Here is an 18,217-nt window from a genome sequence, read left to right as displayed (position 1 = left end):
CGACCAGTCAAGATCGAGAGGTCGCGGTATTCGACAGGTGGCGGCCGATGTAGCCGACGTAGATGGTCTGATCGATTGAAGATGCGTCGTGAAAGTGGAGGCGAGGTGACACGGTTGCGGAGGTGCCGAGTTTGATGTGGGCGCCCATGAACACCGAACCCGACCGGTCGATCTGCCGTGGCACCGGCAGGTTCCGTTCTGCGGCGAAGCGGCGATTGTTGCGTACCGAGGTGGACTCGTCCCGAGCCACCTTCGCGATCGAGATCGCCTTGCCACCCTCTGCCGGCGACTCACACCACTGTTTGAAGTCACCGCCGGACCAGCCGTCACGCTTCGCCCGCGCATAGTCGGCAAGCGCGAGCAGAGCCTGCCAGGCAAGCTGCGCCCAGTTCGAGTGGGGCGGATGCTCGTCCAGGTCGAGCGCGACGGCGGGGTCACCGGTGAAGACCACGAACGGTGCGAGCGAGTCGAGCCGGTCGAGCACCTCCGAGAACGAGGTAGGAAGTGGCGGCGGCTGCTCCACCGGCACGTACGCGTCCGCATGTCGACCGAGTGCCGCCAGCCGCTGCCGCAACGCACGGATCGTTGCGTCACGTCTCTCCAGATCGTTCCGGAGAATCTCCAGGTCGGAGGTCAGATCAAGCAGCTCGTCGGTGTGGCGGCTCAGCTTGGCCTGCATCTGCCGCTCGTTGTCGTCCGCCGTGCTGAGAAGCTCGTTCAGCATCTCGACCTCTTCGGCGAGCGCCGTCAGCCTGTCCTCGGAGGCCCGCCGCTCGCTGGTGCCGCGTGTGAAGTCGCGCAACGACAGCTCCAACCCGCGCAGCGCTGCGGGAGGAAGGGAGTTCGCCGCCAACTGTCGGGGCAGGGCCGCCAGGACCCGACCGGCCCGCTGCGGTTCCGCCTCGATTCGGCGACGGCTGAGGACACGATGCCGCAGTGCGTCCTCAGCGATCGCAGGATCGACACCGGGCAGGTACGTCCGGATACTTGCCGATCCGATCCAATGCGTTTCGCCTATTCCGGCGTTGAAGGCAGACACGGCGGCGGGATCGAGGAGGAACAGGCTGGCCAGGCCAGGGAGAGATTGCATCAACCGGTCGATGTCGCGCCGCCAGTCCTCGAAGGCGACGTCGTGCGGCGCGGCTGCCACGACCAGCGGCAGCCGACGATCCTCGGCACAGACGAGTTCGAGTAGATCGTCAACGCCCGCGACGGCCACGACCTCTGCCCGACTGCGTAGTGGAGTCTCACCATCCAGGGCGTCAACGGCGTCGAGCAGCAGTCGAATCAGCCTCGGCGGGTGCGCGGCGGCAGGGAGGGAAACGCCCGGTGGTGCTGCCGGTTCGACGTTGAGGGAGATCCAGCTCTGCCTTCTCCCCTTGCCCTGGGTGACCGCCGCAGTGCTCACCCAGGTGACGCCGTCCGGTCGCCGCTCACGCAACTGCCAGCCATGAGCGGTCGTCGTCGAGGCTGTCAGGGCAATGACCTGGTGGGCAATCTCAGGTGTGCCCGCGTCGAAGCGCTCTACGTCGTACCTCTTCTGGCGGAGCCAGACCCGGATCTGCTCCCGGACTCGCGCCACCGACTCGTTGAAATCGAGCCGCGCCTCGAAGGCCGTGCGATAGGGAACGCTCTGCCGCTCCGGGGCCTGGTCCTCGCCGATGACGGCAACCTCAGCGGCCGGCATCAGTCGACCACTCTTCGGCCAGGGTTTCGGTCTGGCGCAGGACGAGCTTGATCGCCTCCTCGGCCGCATCGGGTGGGTAGCCATGCACGGCGAGCAGCCGCTTGATGGTGGAGCGAAGCTTGGCGCGTACGTCGTCGCGGGAGGTCCAGTCGACGGTGATGGACCGGCGGACGGAGGTCACCAGGTCCCGGGCGATGTCGGCGAGCGCGCCCTCCCCCATCTCGGTGACCGCCGACTCGTTCGCGGCCACCGCGTCATAGAAGGCCAGCTCGTCGTCGTTGAGCGCCGGGCTGAACCGTTGGCCCCGGTCACCCTCGGCGCTCACCTCGTGCGCCATCTTCACCAGCTCGCCGAGGATCTCGGCCGCAGTGAGGTGCTGGTTCGTGTACCGGTTCATCAACTCGATCAGCCGGGCCGAGAACGCCTCCCGGCGTACGACGTTGTGCCGTGTCGATCGGCGCATCGCTTCCTCGATGGCGCGGCGCAGGGCCTCGATGGTCAGGTTCGGGGTCTTGGATGCGCGCAGCCGCTCCAGGTACGCCTCGTCGAGGTGGGACAGGTCCGGCTTCTCCAGCCCGGCAGCCGCGTAGATGTCGGTCACCCCGCCAGCCTCGATCACCCCAGCGGTGAGCTGCCGCAGGTAGAGGGCGATCTCGGCCGGGATGGGCAGGCCACGCGAGCGTCGGTCCTCCACATCGAACTTGGCCATGTAGACCCGTGCGGCCTGGAAGAACTTGATGTCGTCGCGCAGGTCGTTGATCTCGCCGCTACTGGCGCAGAGTGCGAAGAGGCGGTCCATCTTGGCCACGGCCCGGCGGAACCGCTCGGCGAGGGTCAGCACACCGGGCTCGGGCTGGTTCTCCGGCAGGCTCGGATTGCGCAGGTGTTCGAGGGTGCCCAGGATCGCGTCCAGAACCGGAGCCTTCGTCTTGCCCGCCAGGGTGGCTCGCCAGTCGTAGCCGGCGAGAATGGTCCCGCAGAGCACGGAGTGGAGGTCGCGCAGCAGGCCGATCACCTCGTCGATGTCCCGGCCGACCGGCCTGCTGTCCTGGTCCTGGTCGGTGTACTCGGCCAGCGCGTCGTGCAGGTTCTGGGTGATCGGGGCGTACCCGACGAGAAGCCCGTCCTGCTTGCTACGGAACGTGCGGTTGACCCGGGCGAGAGCCTGCATCAACGCCGCGCCCCGCATCGGCTTGTCGAGATACATGGTGTGCAGCGGTGGCGCGTCGAAGCCGGTCAGCAGCATCGACTGCACGATGACCAGCTCCAGGTCGTCGTCGGGGTCCTTGATCCGCTTCTGGATTACCTTCGATCTTGAGGGACGCCGGACGTGCCGCCGGATGTGCTCCTCGTCGCCCGGATTGCCGGTGAAGACGACCTTGATCCTGCCCTTGTCGTCGGCGTCGTCGTGCCAGTCGGGGCGAAGCTTGATGATCTCGTCGTAGAGTCGGGCGCAGATGTCCCGGGTGGCACAGACGATCATTCCCTTGCCGGAACCGTCGATGAACTTACGCATCTCGCCGGACCGGGTCTCCCAGTGCTCGACGAGGTCGGCGGCAAGAGTCTCCAGCCGCGCCGGAGCGCCGTACACCGCATTCATGACCGCGACCGCCCGCTGAATCCGGGCGCGCTCGGCGTCATCGAGCCCGGCGGTCACCGTGTCGGCCCGCTCGTCGATCGTCTCTGGCGCCACGTCCTGGGGCAGGTCGACCGGGATCAACCGGCTCTCGTGATAAACCCGTACCGTCGCGCCATCCTCGACCGCGTCCGTCAGGTCGTAGACGTCGATGTAGTCGCCGAAGACGTCCTGGGTGTTGCGGTTGCGCTCGACATCGGAAATCGGCGTACCGGTGAAGGCGATCAGGGTGGCGTAGGGCAGCGCATCCCGCAGGTGGCGGGCGTAGCCGTCCAGGCTGTCGTAGTGGCTCCGGTGCGCCTCGTCGACAATGACGATGATGTTGCGGCGGTCGGAGAGCAGCGGATGCCGACGCCTGGCGTCCCGCTCCTGACGCGTGAGTCCGAACTTCTGCAACGTGGTGAAGATGATTCCGCCGGACCGACGGTTGGTCAGTTCGGTACGCAACTCATCCCGGGTCATCGCCTGCCGTGGCGCCTCCGGCAGCAACTCACTACCCAGGAACGAGTCGAGAAGCTGCTCGTCGAGGTCGGTCCGGTCGGTGATGACGACGATGGTCGGGTTGCCGAGACTCGGATGGGCGGCGATCTGGTTCGAGTAGAACTCCATCTCCATCGACTTGCCGGAGCCCTGGGTGTGCCAGACGACCCCGGCCTTGCCGTGGCTCCGGGTCGCCTCGACCGTCTTGCGCACCGCCTTCTCCACTGCGAAGTACTGGTGCGGCTTCGCCATCCGCTTGGCCGGCCGCCCGCCGGCCTCCCCGAACGCGACGTAGCCGTGCAGCAGGTCCAGGAACCGGCGAGGGGTGAAAAGTCCGTAGATCGCGAGGTTGAGCGCGACGTCCTCGCTACGGGTCGGTGGCTGCGGCACCCGCTCACCCGCATCATCCACATTCCACGGCGCGAAGTGCTCCAGCGGCGCGAAGATCGTGCTGTAGCGTGCCGTGATTCCGTCGGAGATGACGCTGACGACGTTGCCCCGGAAGGCGAGCGGCAGCTCCGTCAGGTAGGTACGAAGCTGCTGGTACGCGCCGCGCAGATCCGCGTACGCGTCGCCGGCCTTCTTCAGTTCGATGAAGCCAACCGGCAGCCCGTTGAGGTAGCAGAGGATGTCGAAACGGCGCTTGTGGTCACCCTCGACCACCATCACCTGGTTGACCGCCAGGTATTCGTTGGCGCCCTCGTCGCGGAAGTCAACCAGCCGGATCGTCGGGTTGTGCTCGGCCCCGTGTTCGTCGGTGTAGACGATCGACCGGATGCCCCCGACGATCAACCCGTGCAGCCGCTTGTTCTCCGCGAAAGCGTCTCGGGAGCGGGCAGTGAGCACGACGCCTGCCGCCTCGTCCACAGTGGCTGGCGAAAGCTGCGGGTTGAGCCGGGCGATGGCGTCGCGGAGGCGGCCCGGCAGGATCGGCTCGGCCCAGGACTCGCGCTCACCAGTGCCGGGCGCAATCGCCGTTCCGGGTAGCGGCTCCCAACCCAGTTCTCCGAGTGCGTCCAGCGCGAACGCCTCCCAATCGGCCTCGGACATGTCACGCAGTTGAGGGGTGTCGCCAGTCATAACGCGTTCTCCACCTCCCGCTCAGCATCCCGTACGCGAATCTCCCCCGACATCAACCTTGGCAGCAGTGCATCGCGAAGAGACAGCATCAACCGGCTCTCGCCCTGGCGGGCGGCCGCAAGCCTGTTCAACATGCGGAGCTCGTCTACTACGCGATCTTCGGTTGATGATGGGAGCATCACCGGTAACTCTTGAATAAGCTCCGTCGCCAGTCGACCAGCCCCGATGCTTGTTTCATCCACCATTTCCAGGATTTGCGCGCTGCGACTCTTAATCGCATGAAAGAGTACGTCCGCCGAGACGCCTTCAACAGGAAGAAGGGCTTTGCAATCTTGCCCGAACGCCACTTCGCGTTGCGTAATCCCAATTCGGAACTCATCCTTAAGACTGGAACCCCTAACAACGAATATCACCGTGCCAGCTGGGACCAGACGAGTGCCATTAACCGCACCTAGCGCCGTAATTCGACGCTCAGAGTGATCAATCCACGAACTCTTGAGACTTGCCGCAGAGATCCACGGAGTGGCACCGCCCCAATAGAGGGGCTCCGATGTTGTCGGAGTGCCCCCCGAGTACCATCGCGCAGTATCAGCCAGACGAATAGCTCGCCAACTGGAGCGTTCCTCCGAATAACGGCGGTACATGGCGGATGCAAGCCCGAAGGCCGTCCTAGCAACCTGCTCGTTTACGGCGATCTTCTCGTCAATTATTCCAAGTATCGCAGCAATCATCCTTTGAATGTCAAGACCAGGAAGCCGCAGAACGTAGTCGTAGATCCGCGATGGGCTTGTATGCCGAACAGTGCTTCCCGTGGCCCCAGCTAGCACATGGGAACGATAGAGCGGAGTCTGCAACGAGTAGTAAAGGAAATTCCTGTCGACGAGGTCGGGTCTAACGATCTGCGTCAAGCCGATTCGCTGATTATGGAGATAAATCCTACCATCATTTGGAACTTTCGCAGAATAGCCAAGAGTATCCCCGCCCTTACTCAAATCCGTCATCGTAACGACAATGGCGCCGGGGTCAAGTATGAAGCCATCGGGCATCGGGCCATCGTAATATTTCGCCTTCCCTATCTGGAACCCGCCACCAATAGCGAAATTGCCTGGAGTAACCAGGAGACCCCCGGGTCCAACGTCGGAAAAATATTCACCCTTAAAGGCGTAGCCGTGTTTGACGGTAATCGCATCACCAAGCCGAAGCATCGTCCACTCAGACATCAAGCCGCTCCAGCCACGTACGGACTTCCTGCTCCAAGCGGGACGATTCATCGAAGTGGCCGTACAATTCCTTCTTCAGGCGCTCGATCTTGTTAGCGATCGGTTCGTCGTCGGAGGTGTCGACCTCGGCGGCGCCGACATAGCGGCCCGGGCTCAGCACGTGATCGTGCTGACGGATTTCGTCCTGAGTCGCCGAGTAGCAGAAGCCAGCCTCGTCCTCGTAATTCAGGTTCTCGACTCGAGCCGAAGCCGTGCCGCGCCACGCGTGGTACGCCCCGGCAATCTTCTTGATGTCCTCGGGCATCAACTTGCGCTCGGTGCGGTCGACCATCGTGCCCATGTTGCGGGCGTCGATGAAGAGCACATCGCCGCGCCGGTCCGCCAACTTCTTCGCACCCTGCGGTCCCTTGTCCTTGGCGAAGAACCATAGGCAGGCCGGAATCGGCGTCGTACGGAAGAGTTGCGGCGGCAGCGCGATCATGCAGGTGATCAGGTCTGCCTCGACCATCGCGGCGCGGATCTCGCCCTCACCGGACTGCTTGGAGGACATCGAGCCGTTCGCCAGCACCACCCCGGCCGCGCCGCGCTCCCCGAGCTTCGACACGATGTGCTGCAACCAGGCGAAGTTGGCGTTGCCGGCTGGCGGCACGCCGTAGTGCCAACGCTTGTCGTCCACCTTGCGGTGCCAGTCCGACATGTTGAACGGCGGGTTGGCCAGCACGTAGTCGGCCTTCACGTCCGGGTGCTTGTCGGCGTAGAAGGTGTCCTCCCACTTCGGCCCGAGGTCGCCGCCGATGCCGTGGATGGCGAGATTCATCTTCGCCAGCCGCCAGGTGCGTTCGTTGGCCTCCTGGCCGTAGACGGCGATGTCGTCGCGCCGGCCCCGATGGTTGAGGACGAACTTCTCCGCTTGCACGAACATGCCACCCGAGCCACAGCACGGGTCGTAGACTCGCCCCGAATACGGCTCCAGCACCTCGACCAGCAGTTCGACCACACTGCCCGGGGTGTAGAACTCACCGCCGCGCTTACCCTCGGCCCGAGCGAACTTCTCCAGGAAGTATTCGTAGACCTCGCCGAGCACGTCCCGCGCCGGCCGGTCGCCGTGCCCGGTGAACCTGGCGTCGGTGATCAGGTCGACCAGTTCACCGAGCCGCCGCTGATCCACGTTGTCCCGGTTGAAAATCTTCGGGAGTACGCCCTTGAGCGGGTCGTTGAGCTTCATTACCGCGTCCATCGCGGCGTCGAGCAACTCGCCGATCCTCCCGCCCTTGGCGCGCTCCGCCAGATACAACCAGCGAGCCTCGTCCGGTACCCAGAAGACCCCATGCCCGGCGTACTCGTCGATGTCGTTGAGGAAGACCTCGACCCGCGACTCAGCGATGCCCTGGTCGAGCACCTCCTGCCGGATCTGCTCGCGACGCTCCTCGAACGCGTCGGAGACGTACTTGAGGAAGACCAGGCCCAGGACGAAGTCCTTGTACTGCGCGGCGTCCATCGAGCCGCGCAGCTTGTCGGCGGCCTTCCACAGCGTGTCGCGCAGATCGGCCATGGTGGGCATGCCGGGCAGCGCGGCCTGGCCGGCTCTCTTCCTGGGGGGCATGGTGCTCCTTGTCGGTGTTGCGGGTTAGTTAGTGTTTCGGGTTCGTTCGTGAGGGTCCATCCGTCGGATGGCTTACCGTTACCGTCAGCTTTCCTTCGGTGACGCCCGAGACGGCGAGTTGGCACAACTCGTCGAGCAGCTCCAACTCCCGGCGGGCCAGGGCGCGGCGCTCGTCGGCCGAGGCGAGCAGGCCGTCCAGTCGAGCAACCTCAGCCGGTGACAGTACGGGAAGTTGCAGGTCGACCAGGCGTGCCGGGCCGCGCACCGCGCCTGCCGGCCGGGCTCCATTCAGCGCGTTGAGCAAGGCGGTGAGGACCCTCGGAGTGAACCGGTCACGTTCGGTCTTCGGCACCCGGAGTACCCGGGTCGGAAACTCGACAACGGAGAAACCCGACTCGTCCCGGTGGACACCGAGCCGGGGCGCCAGGGTGACCACGATGTCGTCCGGGTCGGTAAGTCGCACGTGCGGATACCGCTCGGCGAGCACCTGCCAGTCGATCCGCCGCGAACCGATCCGGCTTCCCCCGGTCAGCTCGGGCGGTCCCAGCACCGGGTGCTGCCCCTCGGCTCGGATATCGCCGGCAGCGATCCGCGCGCCGCTGCGCAGCAACAGTTGGCCTTCGCCGATCAGCGCCCCGATGGGTTTCGTCGGCGTCCGACGATCTTCCTCCTGGGCAGCCAGACCGCTGTGGAAGGGCTCGCGAGGTTGAGTGAGTTGGTTGAGCGCGACCTCCAACTCGGTGACCTGCGCCACCATCAGTTGCCGGCCTTGCAACTTGGCCCGGATGCCGACGGGACGGTTGACAGTCAGCGGTAGTCGAGGCACGACCAGGAGATCTTCGATGGCAACCTGGCTCGCGTACGCCCGCAGGTGATCGCGCGGTCGGTAGCCGTCCCGGCGCCAGGTCACGATGTCCCAGACCAGCGTCTCCACGACCTGGTCGGTCAGTGGCTGATCGGAGACATCGGCCAGCAGCACCCGGCCCTGCGACTCCGGCGATTTCTCGGCCCGCAACACCCAGAGCGCGGTCTGGTGGCCGGGCCGGAACGGCAGCAGTCCGCCTGGCAGCTTGATTACCGCCTCGACAACATTCGCGGCCAGCAGCTTGTTGCGGGTACGGGCAGACGACCGGTACGGCGCCAGCCCGTCGACCAGGAGATCCGCCGGCCCCCACACCACCATGGTCTGTTCCGGCCCGAGCGTCCCCGCGGCGTCGGCAACCGCGGCGAGCGGGTCGATGTCGATCCTGACCCGCTGCTCCGACGGCTCGTAGGGCAGACGGAGTATGCGGATGTCGGAATGGTCCGGCGCCATATCGGGTGCGTCGTCGGTCGACCACTCAGCGTCCGGCAGCTCGTGCACAACCAGCCGACGACGCGCGATGCGCGCCAGGAACGGATCCGCCTCGGCGGCCCGTACCAGCATCGAGGTGTCCTCGGACAGCTCACTCCGTACCGCCATCAGCAGATCGCCGACACCGGCGACCTGATCGGTCACCCGTACGGTCCCGTACCGGTCCGCGTGCTCCCGGGCACCGGACAGTCCGGCTATCAGGCGGCCGAGCGGCGGGACGGTGGCGTCCGCGTAGAGCTCCGGTACGTCGAACCGCTGCCGAGCGGCGAGCACCCGCTCGTACGCCCGTGGGCAGTCCCAGGCGGCCTCGATCAGCTCGTCCACCACGCCGGCCAACCAACTCGGGTACGCCGACAGCCCGTCAACCTCCGCGCGCAACAAGCGGTCATCCCAGTCGACCTCCGCTGCCCGCTCCCGTAGGGCAGGCACGATGTGTCGTTCGGGTTGGCCCTCGGGGCACAGCGGTTCGTCGTCGAGGTGACGCAGACAGATCAGCGCGGTGACCGCCGCGAACATCTCGCGGGCCGGCAGCGGGGCTCGTCGACCGCCCACCCGGGGAGTGGAGATGGCCGGCCCGGTGAGGCACGCGAGCAGATGGAGCCGGAGATCGGGCTCGACCTCGGCCCGATTGGCTCGACCGGTCTCCACCAGCCAGTCCAACACCTCCCCCGCGTCGAACAAGGGACGACCGCGATCGTTCTCGACCGGGGTCGGGAAGCCCGGATGCCGGCGGCGCCAGGTCGTCACGACCGGTCGGCGTACCTGGACCAGATCCGCGATCTCCGGCATCGAGATGAGTTGGGTGAGTGCCCCGTCCCGCATGACCACACCCCTATCCATCCCAGCCGGTTGATCTTTGTGCGCTGAGCGTAAGGGAATGACGGGGTATCGAGCCAGTCTGTTGGCTGATAACCCGGGTTATCAGGCCGGATGTTGTTACTTGCTCGCCATCGATGCCCTGCCGCTGCTTCCATCAAACGGCATCGACGCGCCGGCCGAACTGAGCCAGGCCGTCGCACCACGCTCCCCCAATAGCAGAGGACTCCACCATGCGTAAGACGACCATCCTTGGGCTGCTGCTCGCCACGACCGTGGCTCTGGGCTGCGGCGCCGGTACCACCGACACCGCCGGTTCCGGCGCCGCCGGCGGCAACGCCAGCGGCGAGGACGACGCGGGCCAGGACGACAAGAAGGAGCCGGCCAAGACGGCGAAGCTCGGCGACAAGGTGCGGGACGGGAAGTTCGAGTTCACGGTCAAGTCGGCCAAGTGCGGAACTGCCAAGGTCGGCAACGACCTGCTCGGCGAAAAGGCCCAGGGCCAGTTCTGCCTGGTCACGGTCAACGTGAGGAACATCGGCAAGGAGTCGCAGATGTTCAGCGACGGCAGCCAGAAGGCGTACGACGCAGCCGGCACCGAATACTCCACCGACTCCACCGCCGGCATCTATGCCAACGAGGACGCCGCCACCCTGTTCAACGAGATCAACCCGGGCAATCAGGTGGCTGGCGTACTCGTCTTCGACATCCCCAAGAAGGTGAAGCTCAGCAAGCTCGAGCTGCACGACTCACCGTTCTCCGGCGGCGTGACCGTCGCCCTCGCCTGAGCGGGCGCCGGCACTCCCTTGCCGGACGTCGCGCCACCGGACCGGCACGCGCTGGGCCATGCGCGCCGCACGGGCCGGGGACAGGACCCGCGAAGCCCTGTCCCCGGCCCCGCCCCAGGCCCCTCCCGAAGTCCGCTTCCCACATCCGCACCAACTGCCGCATGGCTCTCGCCGCGAAGGAGATCGGCATGCAGAGTGCAAGACACCGCCCCCGGACAAGACCACCCAACCGCCCGGCGGCCCGGAAGGACGCCCGGCGACCCCCGAACGAGCAGCCCGCGCTGTTCGACTTGGCCGTGCCGGAACAGCCGACCGGGACCTATCAAACCTCGGTCTACCAGCTCGATCGGGTGCCGTCGACCATCGACGGTCTGCAGGAAGGTCTGAACCACCGCTATGTTCGCGAGAACCAGTTTGTGCCTGAGCCGCGGCTGGTTGCCGGCAAGCCGGCGCTGCTGGTGCGTGGCACGGTGCCACGCGAGCGGGCCGACTGGTGTGATGTCCTCACCTCACTGACCGACGGACCCGTGGAACTGGGCTTCAGCAGCGGCGGGGCCGTACTGCTCGTTGCCGTTGACGACCAGGTGTACGCACTGACGTACGGCACCCTGGGCCGGTTCATGATCGACCTGGAACGGGTCAACCCCGGCTTCGGGATCGGCTTCGCGGTCCGCTCGCTCGCACCCGACGCGATCAAACAGGTACGGCGCCGCGTCTTCGGCACGTCCGGCCGGGTGGACCGTAATCTGGTGCCGGGCGGCACGCACATCCGGATGTACGGCATCGACAAGTGGGGCGAGATCGTCGGTCAGATCTCCGGAAAGGCTCATAACTCGAACCTGACCGCGTGCCGGTCCACCGGTCGACCGACCCCGGTCGAGGGCAGCAACGCCCTACGGATCCACCTCGCCACCGAGCCCGAACAGCTACTCGCCGATCTGCGCGAGATCGACCGGGTCTGCCGGACAGAGGCGCCGCACACCGACCTGGAGTTCATCACCCAGATCCGTCCCGTCGAGTCCCACGACCCTCGGTTGCCGGAACTGGAGGATCAGCTCGACGAACGACTCGGGCTGGCCGACCCGCCCGACGTCGGCCTGGCGGTGCCGGACCGGCTCGCCGGCGACTTCGCGCTGATGAAGTCGTACGAGATTTACGTGCCCAGGTCGGCCACGCGCCGGTCACACCACCGCAGCGACCTCAGCCTGGCCGACATCCTCACCCGGACAAACCAGGTGCCGGCCGGTAAACGGTGGAAGTCGCTGGGCAGCGGCAGCAGCCTCACCGCCTATGCCGACGAGGCGGCGAGCGAGGAAATCGGCGAGGCGCCCGTTTCTCGTTGGATCACCGCTCAACTCGCATCGGGGGAAAGCCAACTACTGCTGCACGACGGTCGTTGGTTCGAGGTCGGCGACAAGCATCGGGAGTTCCTCCGGGACGAGATTGTGCAGATTCTCGCCCGACCGACGAGCCTCGTCCTGCCGCCATGGCGCCACGGCGAGGACGAGGCGTCGTACAACAGGAAGGCGGAGCGGAGCGGAGCCGGGCTCGTACTGCTGGACCGGAAGCTGCTGACCACAGCCCAGCACCACCGAGGGATCGAGGCTTGCGACCTGCTCGGATCGAACGGCGAGCTGATCCATGTCAAGCGAGTCGATCGCAGCGCCCCCCTGAGCCACCTCTTCGCCCAGGGCATGATCTCGATGGACGCCCTGAAGTACGAGGCGGACGCCCGAAAGGCCCTGGTCGAGATGGTGCGACGGCAGAACCCGGGTCGCCGAATCGACCTCGACTTCCGGCCCCGCAAGGTGGTCTACGCCATCGCCCTCAGCTCGGGCAAGGCGCTCACCGTCAGCTCCCTCTTCACCTTCGCCCAAGTCGCGCTCTACCGCGCGGTAAAGGCGCTACGCAACGAGGACGTTGACGTCGAAGTCATTGGCATCCCGTACATCTGAACCACCGGAAGGCATCTCTACAGCACTGCCCTGGAAGCCGTCGTTCACTCAACGGCTGACCGATCGGGCCGGCCCGTCGTGCCGGCCCGATCGGTAGCTTATGCCTGGAGTTGACCCGTGACACCTCCCGAACGGCCCACCACCAGCCTCTGGCCTGGCGCCACCTGAGCCACCGATCCTTCGTACCGGTAGGTCCGCATGCCAGGGGCCGGCACGTGCTTGCGACGCGTGCATCGGGTCCCTGAGCCGCTGACTGAGCCGGCGGTGCCTATGTCCGACGGTAGACGGAGATGTGGTTTCTGCTGTCGGCGTCGAACGGCTGGCGGTGCCAGTCGGCGTACCGCTCGGCGAGCCGGAGACCGGCCTGGGCGGCCATCTCGTCGATCTGCTCGGGCCAGGAGTACCGCATGCCGAACGGCTTCAGATGTACGCCCCGACTGTCGAAGGTGATCGTCTGGCGGATGGACGTCTGCGCTTCCCGGTCGTACCGGTGCAGCCGGATGGTGGCCGAGTCCTCGGTCACGTCGCGCATCTGGACCTGCTCGTCCCGGTCGAAATCGGCCGGGTCGGGTACGAAGGCCTCGATGACGAACGCGCCGTCCGGGGCCAGTACCCGCGCGACGTTCCGGAAGCAGTCCACCTGCCGGTTGACGTCGACGAGGTTGAACAGAGTGTTGTACACCAGATAGACCAGACGGAACGAACCGCTGACCGGTACGTCGGCCATGTCACCGATCGCAATCGGGATCTGCTCGCCGCCCGCCTTCGCCCGGAGGTACGCCACCATCTCCTCGGATGCCTCGACACCTTCGACGACGAGACCACGGGCGGCCAGGGGTACGGCGACCCGGCCGGTGCCGATCGCGAGTTCCAGTACCCGACCGCCGTCGGCCAGCTCGGCGAGGAAGTCCACCGCCGGCTTCGGGTCAGGATTGGCACCGGTGTCGTATCCGGCGGCCCACTGCCGGCCGAAGAGCCCGGGATCGTCGAGTATGGACATCAGAGATCATCCTCGCGCCCGTTCGGGCAGCCGGTACGGGACGTTTCGCGCAGTCCCGCGCTACCGATGCCCAACTGCATCGTGATCGGTTCGATCGACGTACTCATGGAGCCTCGTATTCTGTGGGTAGACGGCGATTCCCCTCTGACTGGACATCGACGCTCGCGGCATGGTCGTCTCCCCTCGTCGGCGCCCTGAGCCATCCGGACGCAGTCGTCAGGACAACAGAGGGCCGGTACGTCCGCAACCGCATTACCCACCGCCCGGTCGACTCCGGGTGAGCGGCCCGAACCCACAACCCCGGCCCGGTTTACCCTGCTGGCTCGGGGGAAAGAGCGGCCGGTGGCGTATCTTCCGGTCCCGGCCGGTGTTGACCGAGGAGACCCACCGGGCGACCCCATTCGAGATCTTCTTCGATCTCGTGTTCATCTTCGCCCTCACCCGGATCATCGCCTTCATGGGGCAGCCGCCCACGTTCAGCACGATGGTGCGGGGACTGCTACTGCTGGTGTTGCTGTGGTTCTCCTGGGCTGCCTACACCTGGCTGGGTAATCAGGCCCGTGCCGACGTGGGCTTGGTCCGGGCCGGCACGCTGCTGGCGATGGCGGCCACCTTCGTGGCCGCCCTGGTGATCCCCGACGCCTGGCGAACCGGCGAAGCAGTCATCGACGCCCCACTGACTCTCGTACTGGCCTACATCGTGCTCCGAGGGGTGCAACTCAGCCTCTTCTACTACTCGGCGGTCGAGGACCGTGTGCTGCGCGCCCGGCTGCGCCTGTTCGCGATCCCGATCACGCTCGCATGGATACCGCTCGTCCTCGGCGCGCTGCTCGGCGGCGACACGCAAACCCTGCTCTGGGCGGCGGCATTCGTCATCGACATCGGCGGTCAGCGTGCCTCGTTCACCTTCCGTGGAGGATGGCGACTGCGGAGTCCGAGCCACTTCGCCGAACGGCACGGCCTCGTACTCATCATCGCGCTCGGCGAGTCCCTGATCTCCCTCGGAACCGGTGCCGGAGCCGCCATGACGCGCGGCCCGGTCCTGGTGGCAGCCCTGCTGGGCCTCACGACGACGGTGTGTCTGTGGTGGCTCTACTTCGAGAACCTCGGACCGACGGTAGCCCGCGCACTGACGCGGGCGTCGACGGATCGGCGCGACAGGATCGCCAGCGACGCGTACGGGCTGGCCTACATGCTCCTGATCGCCGGGATCATCTACCTCGCACTCGGTGTCGAGCAGGTCGTGGCGCACGTGGCCCACGGTCATCCCCACCGCCTCGCAGGTGTGCCGCTGGGCTGGACCTCGACGGTCGCCCTGTACGGCGGCGTGATCCTCTACCTCGCCGGTCGACCGCTGTTGCTGTGGTTCGCCGTCCGAGCCGCTCCGCCGCCGGCACACCTCGTCGCCGTCGGCGTGGCCCTGCTCCTGCTACCGGTGGGCCGGGTCCTGCCGGCCCTGGCCGCGCTGGGCCTGATCACCGCACTGCTCGTCACGCTCGTCTGCTACGAACGACTGGTCCACCACGCCCGCACCGGGACCACCGGCGGTACGGCGGCCGTCTGATCCTCGCGGAGATCGCTCCCCGGTCCAGCTACAGATCATCGGGTACGTCCCCGCCGGACCTCGAACAGGACGGACTCCTGACCCGTGGCGTCGGGGCGGGTTCCGGCGCGTACCGCACCGATCTTCTCGAGAGCGCGTTGCGAGCGCCGGTTCTCCGGACCGACGAGGAAGACGACCCGTTCGACGAAGCGGAACGCGTGCTCCAGCATGAGCGCCTTGAGCACTCCGTTCGCCTGCCCACCCCAGTACGACCGGGCCAGAAAGGTCCACCCGATCTCGACCTCGCCGCGTTGCTCGTCGTACCCGTGGAATCGTGACGACCCGATGACGTCGCCCTCGGCGGAGACGACCGTCAGGGCACCGCCGGACGCGAGGGACTCCACGAAGAACCGGGTGAAGACGTCGCGCCGGTGCCGGTCCCTGACGGGATGCTGCGCCCAGATGAGCGGATCCCGCGCGACCTCGTACAGATTGTCGAAGTCGGTCGCGCGTAGTGGCCTGACCCCGAGCGATTCGCCGAGCAGCACGGGCTGTGCATCGAAGGGCATGACCGAGTGTACGAATTCGGCGCCGGAACGTTGATGTCGGTCACGGCGCGTTCGAAGCGGCAAGGGTACCCGGTGCCGTACGGCGGCCGCCGTGTCGGTCAGGCCGGACCGAGCAGGTCCCAGCGGTTTCCGGCGATGTCGAGGAAGACGGCGACCCGGCCGTACGGCTCCGTGCGCGGCGCGGTCGCGAACTCGACTCCGGCCGCCGTCATCCGGTCGTACGCGGCGTCGAAGTCGGCTACCCGGAGGAAGAACCCGACCCGTCCGGCGACCTGGTTGCCGATGACCGCGCGCTGCCGTTCCCCGTCGGCGCGGGCGAGCAGGATTCCGGTCTCGGCCCCCGGTGGGCGGACCACGACCCAGCGCTTCGGCCGTCCGTCGTTGGTCGACGACGGCGAGTCCTCGACCAGGTCGAAGCCGAGGGCCTGGGTGAAGAAATCGATCGCCGGTTCGTACTCCTCGACGACGAGGGTAGTGAGATCAACCTGCACTCCGGCAGCGTAGTCGCCGCGTCCGGCCTCCGTGCCGAGAACGAGCGGGTCCAGGAGCCGCCCGGTACTCTTTAGCCTTCCCCGGCCCGGTCTCCGCAGGTGTGGACCGGTGGTCTCCGCAGGTGTGGACCGGTGGTCTCCGCAGGTGTGGACCGGTGCCGGAGTGTCCCACAGCCGGAAGGACGTACCGAGGAGTCGCCGTCTGATGAGCCCGGAGTCGATGGACGTCGCGGATGCGAACCGGACGCAGGACCTGCTGACGCTCGCCCGCCTGTCGGTCCGGCACGACGCCGTCCGGGCCGTACTCGACTGGCTCGGGCAGCGGACCGGCGGAGTCGTCTTCCTGATCGGTGCCGGCGGCAGGACCCTCGTAGGACCGGTCGGCCGGCAGCAACCCGATCCCGGCGTACTCCGGGCCGCCTCGACGGCCGTGTCGGGACTGCGTGAGCGGGGCGCGACCGCCGCCGTCCTCGACCGCGACCATTCGTCCGCCATCCATGTAATCTCGCTCGGCGGCGCGGCCCCGGATCGCGGCGGTACGCCCCGCTCGGTGCTCTTCGGGGCGGAGACCCCGTACCTCGCGGTGGTCGGCCGGCCCGACCAGCGGTACGCCGATCTGCTCGCCGACGCCGCGCGGACGCTGTCCCTGTGCTGGCGACTCGCGGAGGCGGACCGGAACCGGCAGCGGATCGCCACCGCCGACGCGCACGGCCGGGAGGCCGTCCTGCACCTGCTGATGGTCGGCGATGTTCCACCGGCCCGGCGGGTCGCCTCGGCGCTGCGCCCGCCACTGCCCGACGCGCTCCGGGTCGGCGTCATCGAGTGTGCCGGCTCCCAGCGGTACGAGATCGCCGCGGAGATCGAACGTGCCCTTTCCGGGCGGGCCTGGGTCGTCCCCTGTCCCGTCCGGTCGAATCATCTGATCGCGCTGATGCCGTCCGAGTCGGCCGACCGGGTCGGCGGCCGGGTCGATCCGGCGGACCGGATCGGGCGACTGATCACCACCCGGGTGGCCCGCTGCCGCGTCGGGATGAGCGAACAGGTCGCGCTGCACAATACCGCGACCGGTTACGAGCAGGCCTTCCACGCGCTCGCCGTGGCGCGTGCCACACCCGAGGGCTACGCGCGGTTCGACCGGCAATCGGATCTCGTGCCGCTGACCGGGGCCGACGGGTACGCCTGGGCACACGAACTCCTGCGCCCCTGCCTCTTCCACGTCCCGGCCCGCCGGGCCGACCCGGGCGCACCGGAACTGCTCGGCACGCTCAGCTCCTGGCTCACCTTCGACCGTGCGGCGAGCCGCCACCTCAAGATCCACCGCAACACCCTCGCCGGCCGGCTGCGGCTGCTGAACAGTCTGCTGGGCCTCGACCTCTTCCGGATCCGGGACCAGTCGGCCGCCTGGCTGGCCCTGCGATTACGCGGCACGCCGGACCAGATGCCACCCGCCGGCACGCCGGACAGGACGCCAACCGCCGGCGCCGGATCCGGACATGCGGACGGTGTCGGACGTGGAGATGCCGGCACGCAGGGCACAGCGCCGCCCGCCGGCACACTGGACCGGCTGCTGGCCACCCCCGTCGTGACCAGCTGGGCCAGGGCCCGGCTCCGACCGCTGGAGCGAGCCGACCGGTCGGCCGTGCGCGACGGGCCGGCGGTCAATGCGCACACGCTCGAAACCGTCAGGATCTGGCTGGACTCGGAGACGAACCTCGCCACCACCTCGGCGGTGCTCGGCATCTCCCCCTCGGCCACCCGCAAGCGGCTCTACCGGGCCGAGCAGGCGCTGGGTCGTTCACTGCTGGACGTACCGAGTGTCCGGCACGAGCTGTGGCTCGCCATGCGCGCGCTCGACATGCTGCCCGCCTGAACCCCACGAACCCCGGGACCCCCATTCGGGACTCCGGACCCGGTAGCCCGGTCGCTGTGCGGGACAGCACCGGCGCGGCCATCGCTGTGCAGATCGCTTCTCACCAGCGGGTTCCGATCCGCCGT

Annotated in this window: 12 protein-coding genes; 4 read left to right on the top strand and 8 right to left on the bottom strand. The window is 67.2% G+C overall.

The window, feature by feature from the left end:
• Positions 1–7 precede the first annotated feature (7 nt).
• The 5 genes from H4W31_RS23085 to H4W31_RS23065 are packed head-to-tail and all read right to left on the bottom strand — an operon-like array spanning position 8 to position 9,882.
• Entirely contained in the window at positions 8–1,687 is a 1,680-nt protein-coding gene (locus tag H4W31_RS23085) for a hypothetical protein (protein WP_192768560.1), read from the bottom strand.
• Complete coding sequence (locus tag H4W31_RS23080) at positions 1,674–4,853, bottom strand: type I restriction endonuclease subunit R (RefSeq protein WP_225945640.1); 3,180 nt, start codon at positions 4,851–4,853, stop codon at positions 1,674–1,676. Before H4W31_RS23080 ends, H4W31_RS23085 begins: the two co-directional genes overlap by 14 nt.
• A 26-nt stretch (positions 4,854–4,879) precedes the next feature.
• Positions 4,880–6,103, bottom strand: coding sequence for a restriction endonuclease subunit S domain-containing protein (locus H4W31_RS23075; protein ID WP_192768558.1), 1,224 nt, complete (start codon positions 6,101–6,103; stop codon positions 4,880–4,882).
• A complete protein-coding gene (locus tag H4W31_RS23070) occupies positions 6,096–7,706 on the bottom strand; it encodes a type I restriction-modification system subunit M (RefSeq protein ID WP_192768557.1) in 1,611 nt (536 codons plus the stop codon). The genes H4W31_RS23075 and H4W31_RS23070 overlap by 8 nt, the downstream gene beginning before the upstream one ends.
• 28 nt (positions 7,707–7,734) lie before the next feature.
• Positions 7,735–9,882, bottom strand: coding sequence for an N-6 DNA methylase family protein (locus tag H4W31_RS23065; protein WP_192768556.1), 2,148 nt, complete (start codon positions 9,880–9,882; stop codon positions 7,735–7,737).
• 227 nt (positions 9,883–10,109) lie between these two features.
• On the opposite strand from H4W31_RS23065, the gene H4W31_RS23060 reads away from it, so the two are divergent.
• On the top strand, positions 10,110–10,664 hold the full coding sequence (locus H4W31_RS23060) for a DUF4352 domain-containing protein (protein ID WP_192768555.1): 555 nt from the start codon (positions 10,110–10,112) through the stop codon (positions 10,662–10,664).
• 188 nt (positions 10,665–10,852) lie between these two features.
• Positions 10,853–12,619, top strand: a complete 1,767-nt coding sequence (locus tag H4W31_RS23055; RefSeq protein ID WP_192768554.1) for a DUF6119 family protein — start codon at positions 10,853–10,855, stop codon at positions 12,617–12,619.
• Positions 12,620–12,887: 268 nt separating this feature from the next.
• On the opposite strand, the gene H4W31_RS23050 is transcribed toward H4W31_RS23055, so the two are convergent.
• Entirely contained in the window at positions 12,888–13,619 is a 732-nt protein-coding gene (locus H4W31_RS23050; protein WP_192768553.1) for a class I SAM-dependent methyltransferase, read from the bottom strand.
• 367 nt (positions 13,620–13,986) lie between these two features.
• On the opposite strand from H4W31_RS23050, the gene H4W31_RS23045 reads away from it, so the two are divergent.
• Positions 13,987–15,183, top strand: a complete 1,197-nt coding sequence (locus H4W31_RS23045; protein WP_192768552.1) for a low temperature requirement protein A — start codon at positions 13,987–13,989, stop codon at positions 15,181–15,183.
• 35 nt (positions 15,184–15,218) lie between these two features.
• Here H4W31_RS23045 and H4W31_RS23040 read toward each other — a convergent pair whose 3' ends face one another.
• Both H4W31_RS23040 and H4W31_RS23035 read right to left on the bottom strand, forming a co-directional pair.
• Positions 15,219–15,731: a GNAT family N-acetyltransferase gene (locus H4W31_RS23040; protein ID WP_192768551.1), complete on the bottom strand. Its 513-nt coding sequence runs from the start codon at positions 15,729–15,731 to the stop codon at positions 15,219–15,221.
• Between the two features lie 98 nt (positions 15,732–15,829).
• Positions 15,830–16,222 carry a VOC family protein gene (locus H4W31_RS23035; protein WP_192768550.1) on the bottom strand — a complete coding sequence of 131 codons (393 nt, stop codon included), beginning with the start codon at positions 16,220–16,222 and terminating at the stop codon, positions 15,830–15,832.
• A gap of 205 nt (positions 16,223–16,427) precedes the next feature.
• On the opposite strand from H4W31_RS23035, the gene H4W31_RS23030 reads away from it, so the two are divergent.
• The gene (locus H4W31_RS23030; RefSeq protein WP_192768549.1) at positions 16,428–18,092 is read left to right on the top strand and encodes a helix-turn-helix domain-containing protein; all 1,665 of its coding nucleotides are present in this window, start codon (positions 16,428–16,430) and stop codon (positions 18,090–18,092) included.
• Positions 18,093–18,217: the final 125 nt, after the last annotated feature.

Origin of the sequence: Plantactinospora soyae, assembly GCF_014874095.1 — a bacterium.
GTDB classification, from domain to species: Bacteria; Actinomycetota; Actinomycetes; order Mycobacteriales; family Micromonosporaceae; genus Plantactinospora; species Plantactinospora soyae.
Note: the sequence above shows the minus strand (reverse complement) of the source record. Positions and strands in the feature narration are given on the sequence as shown.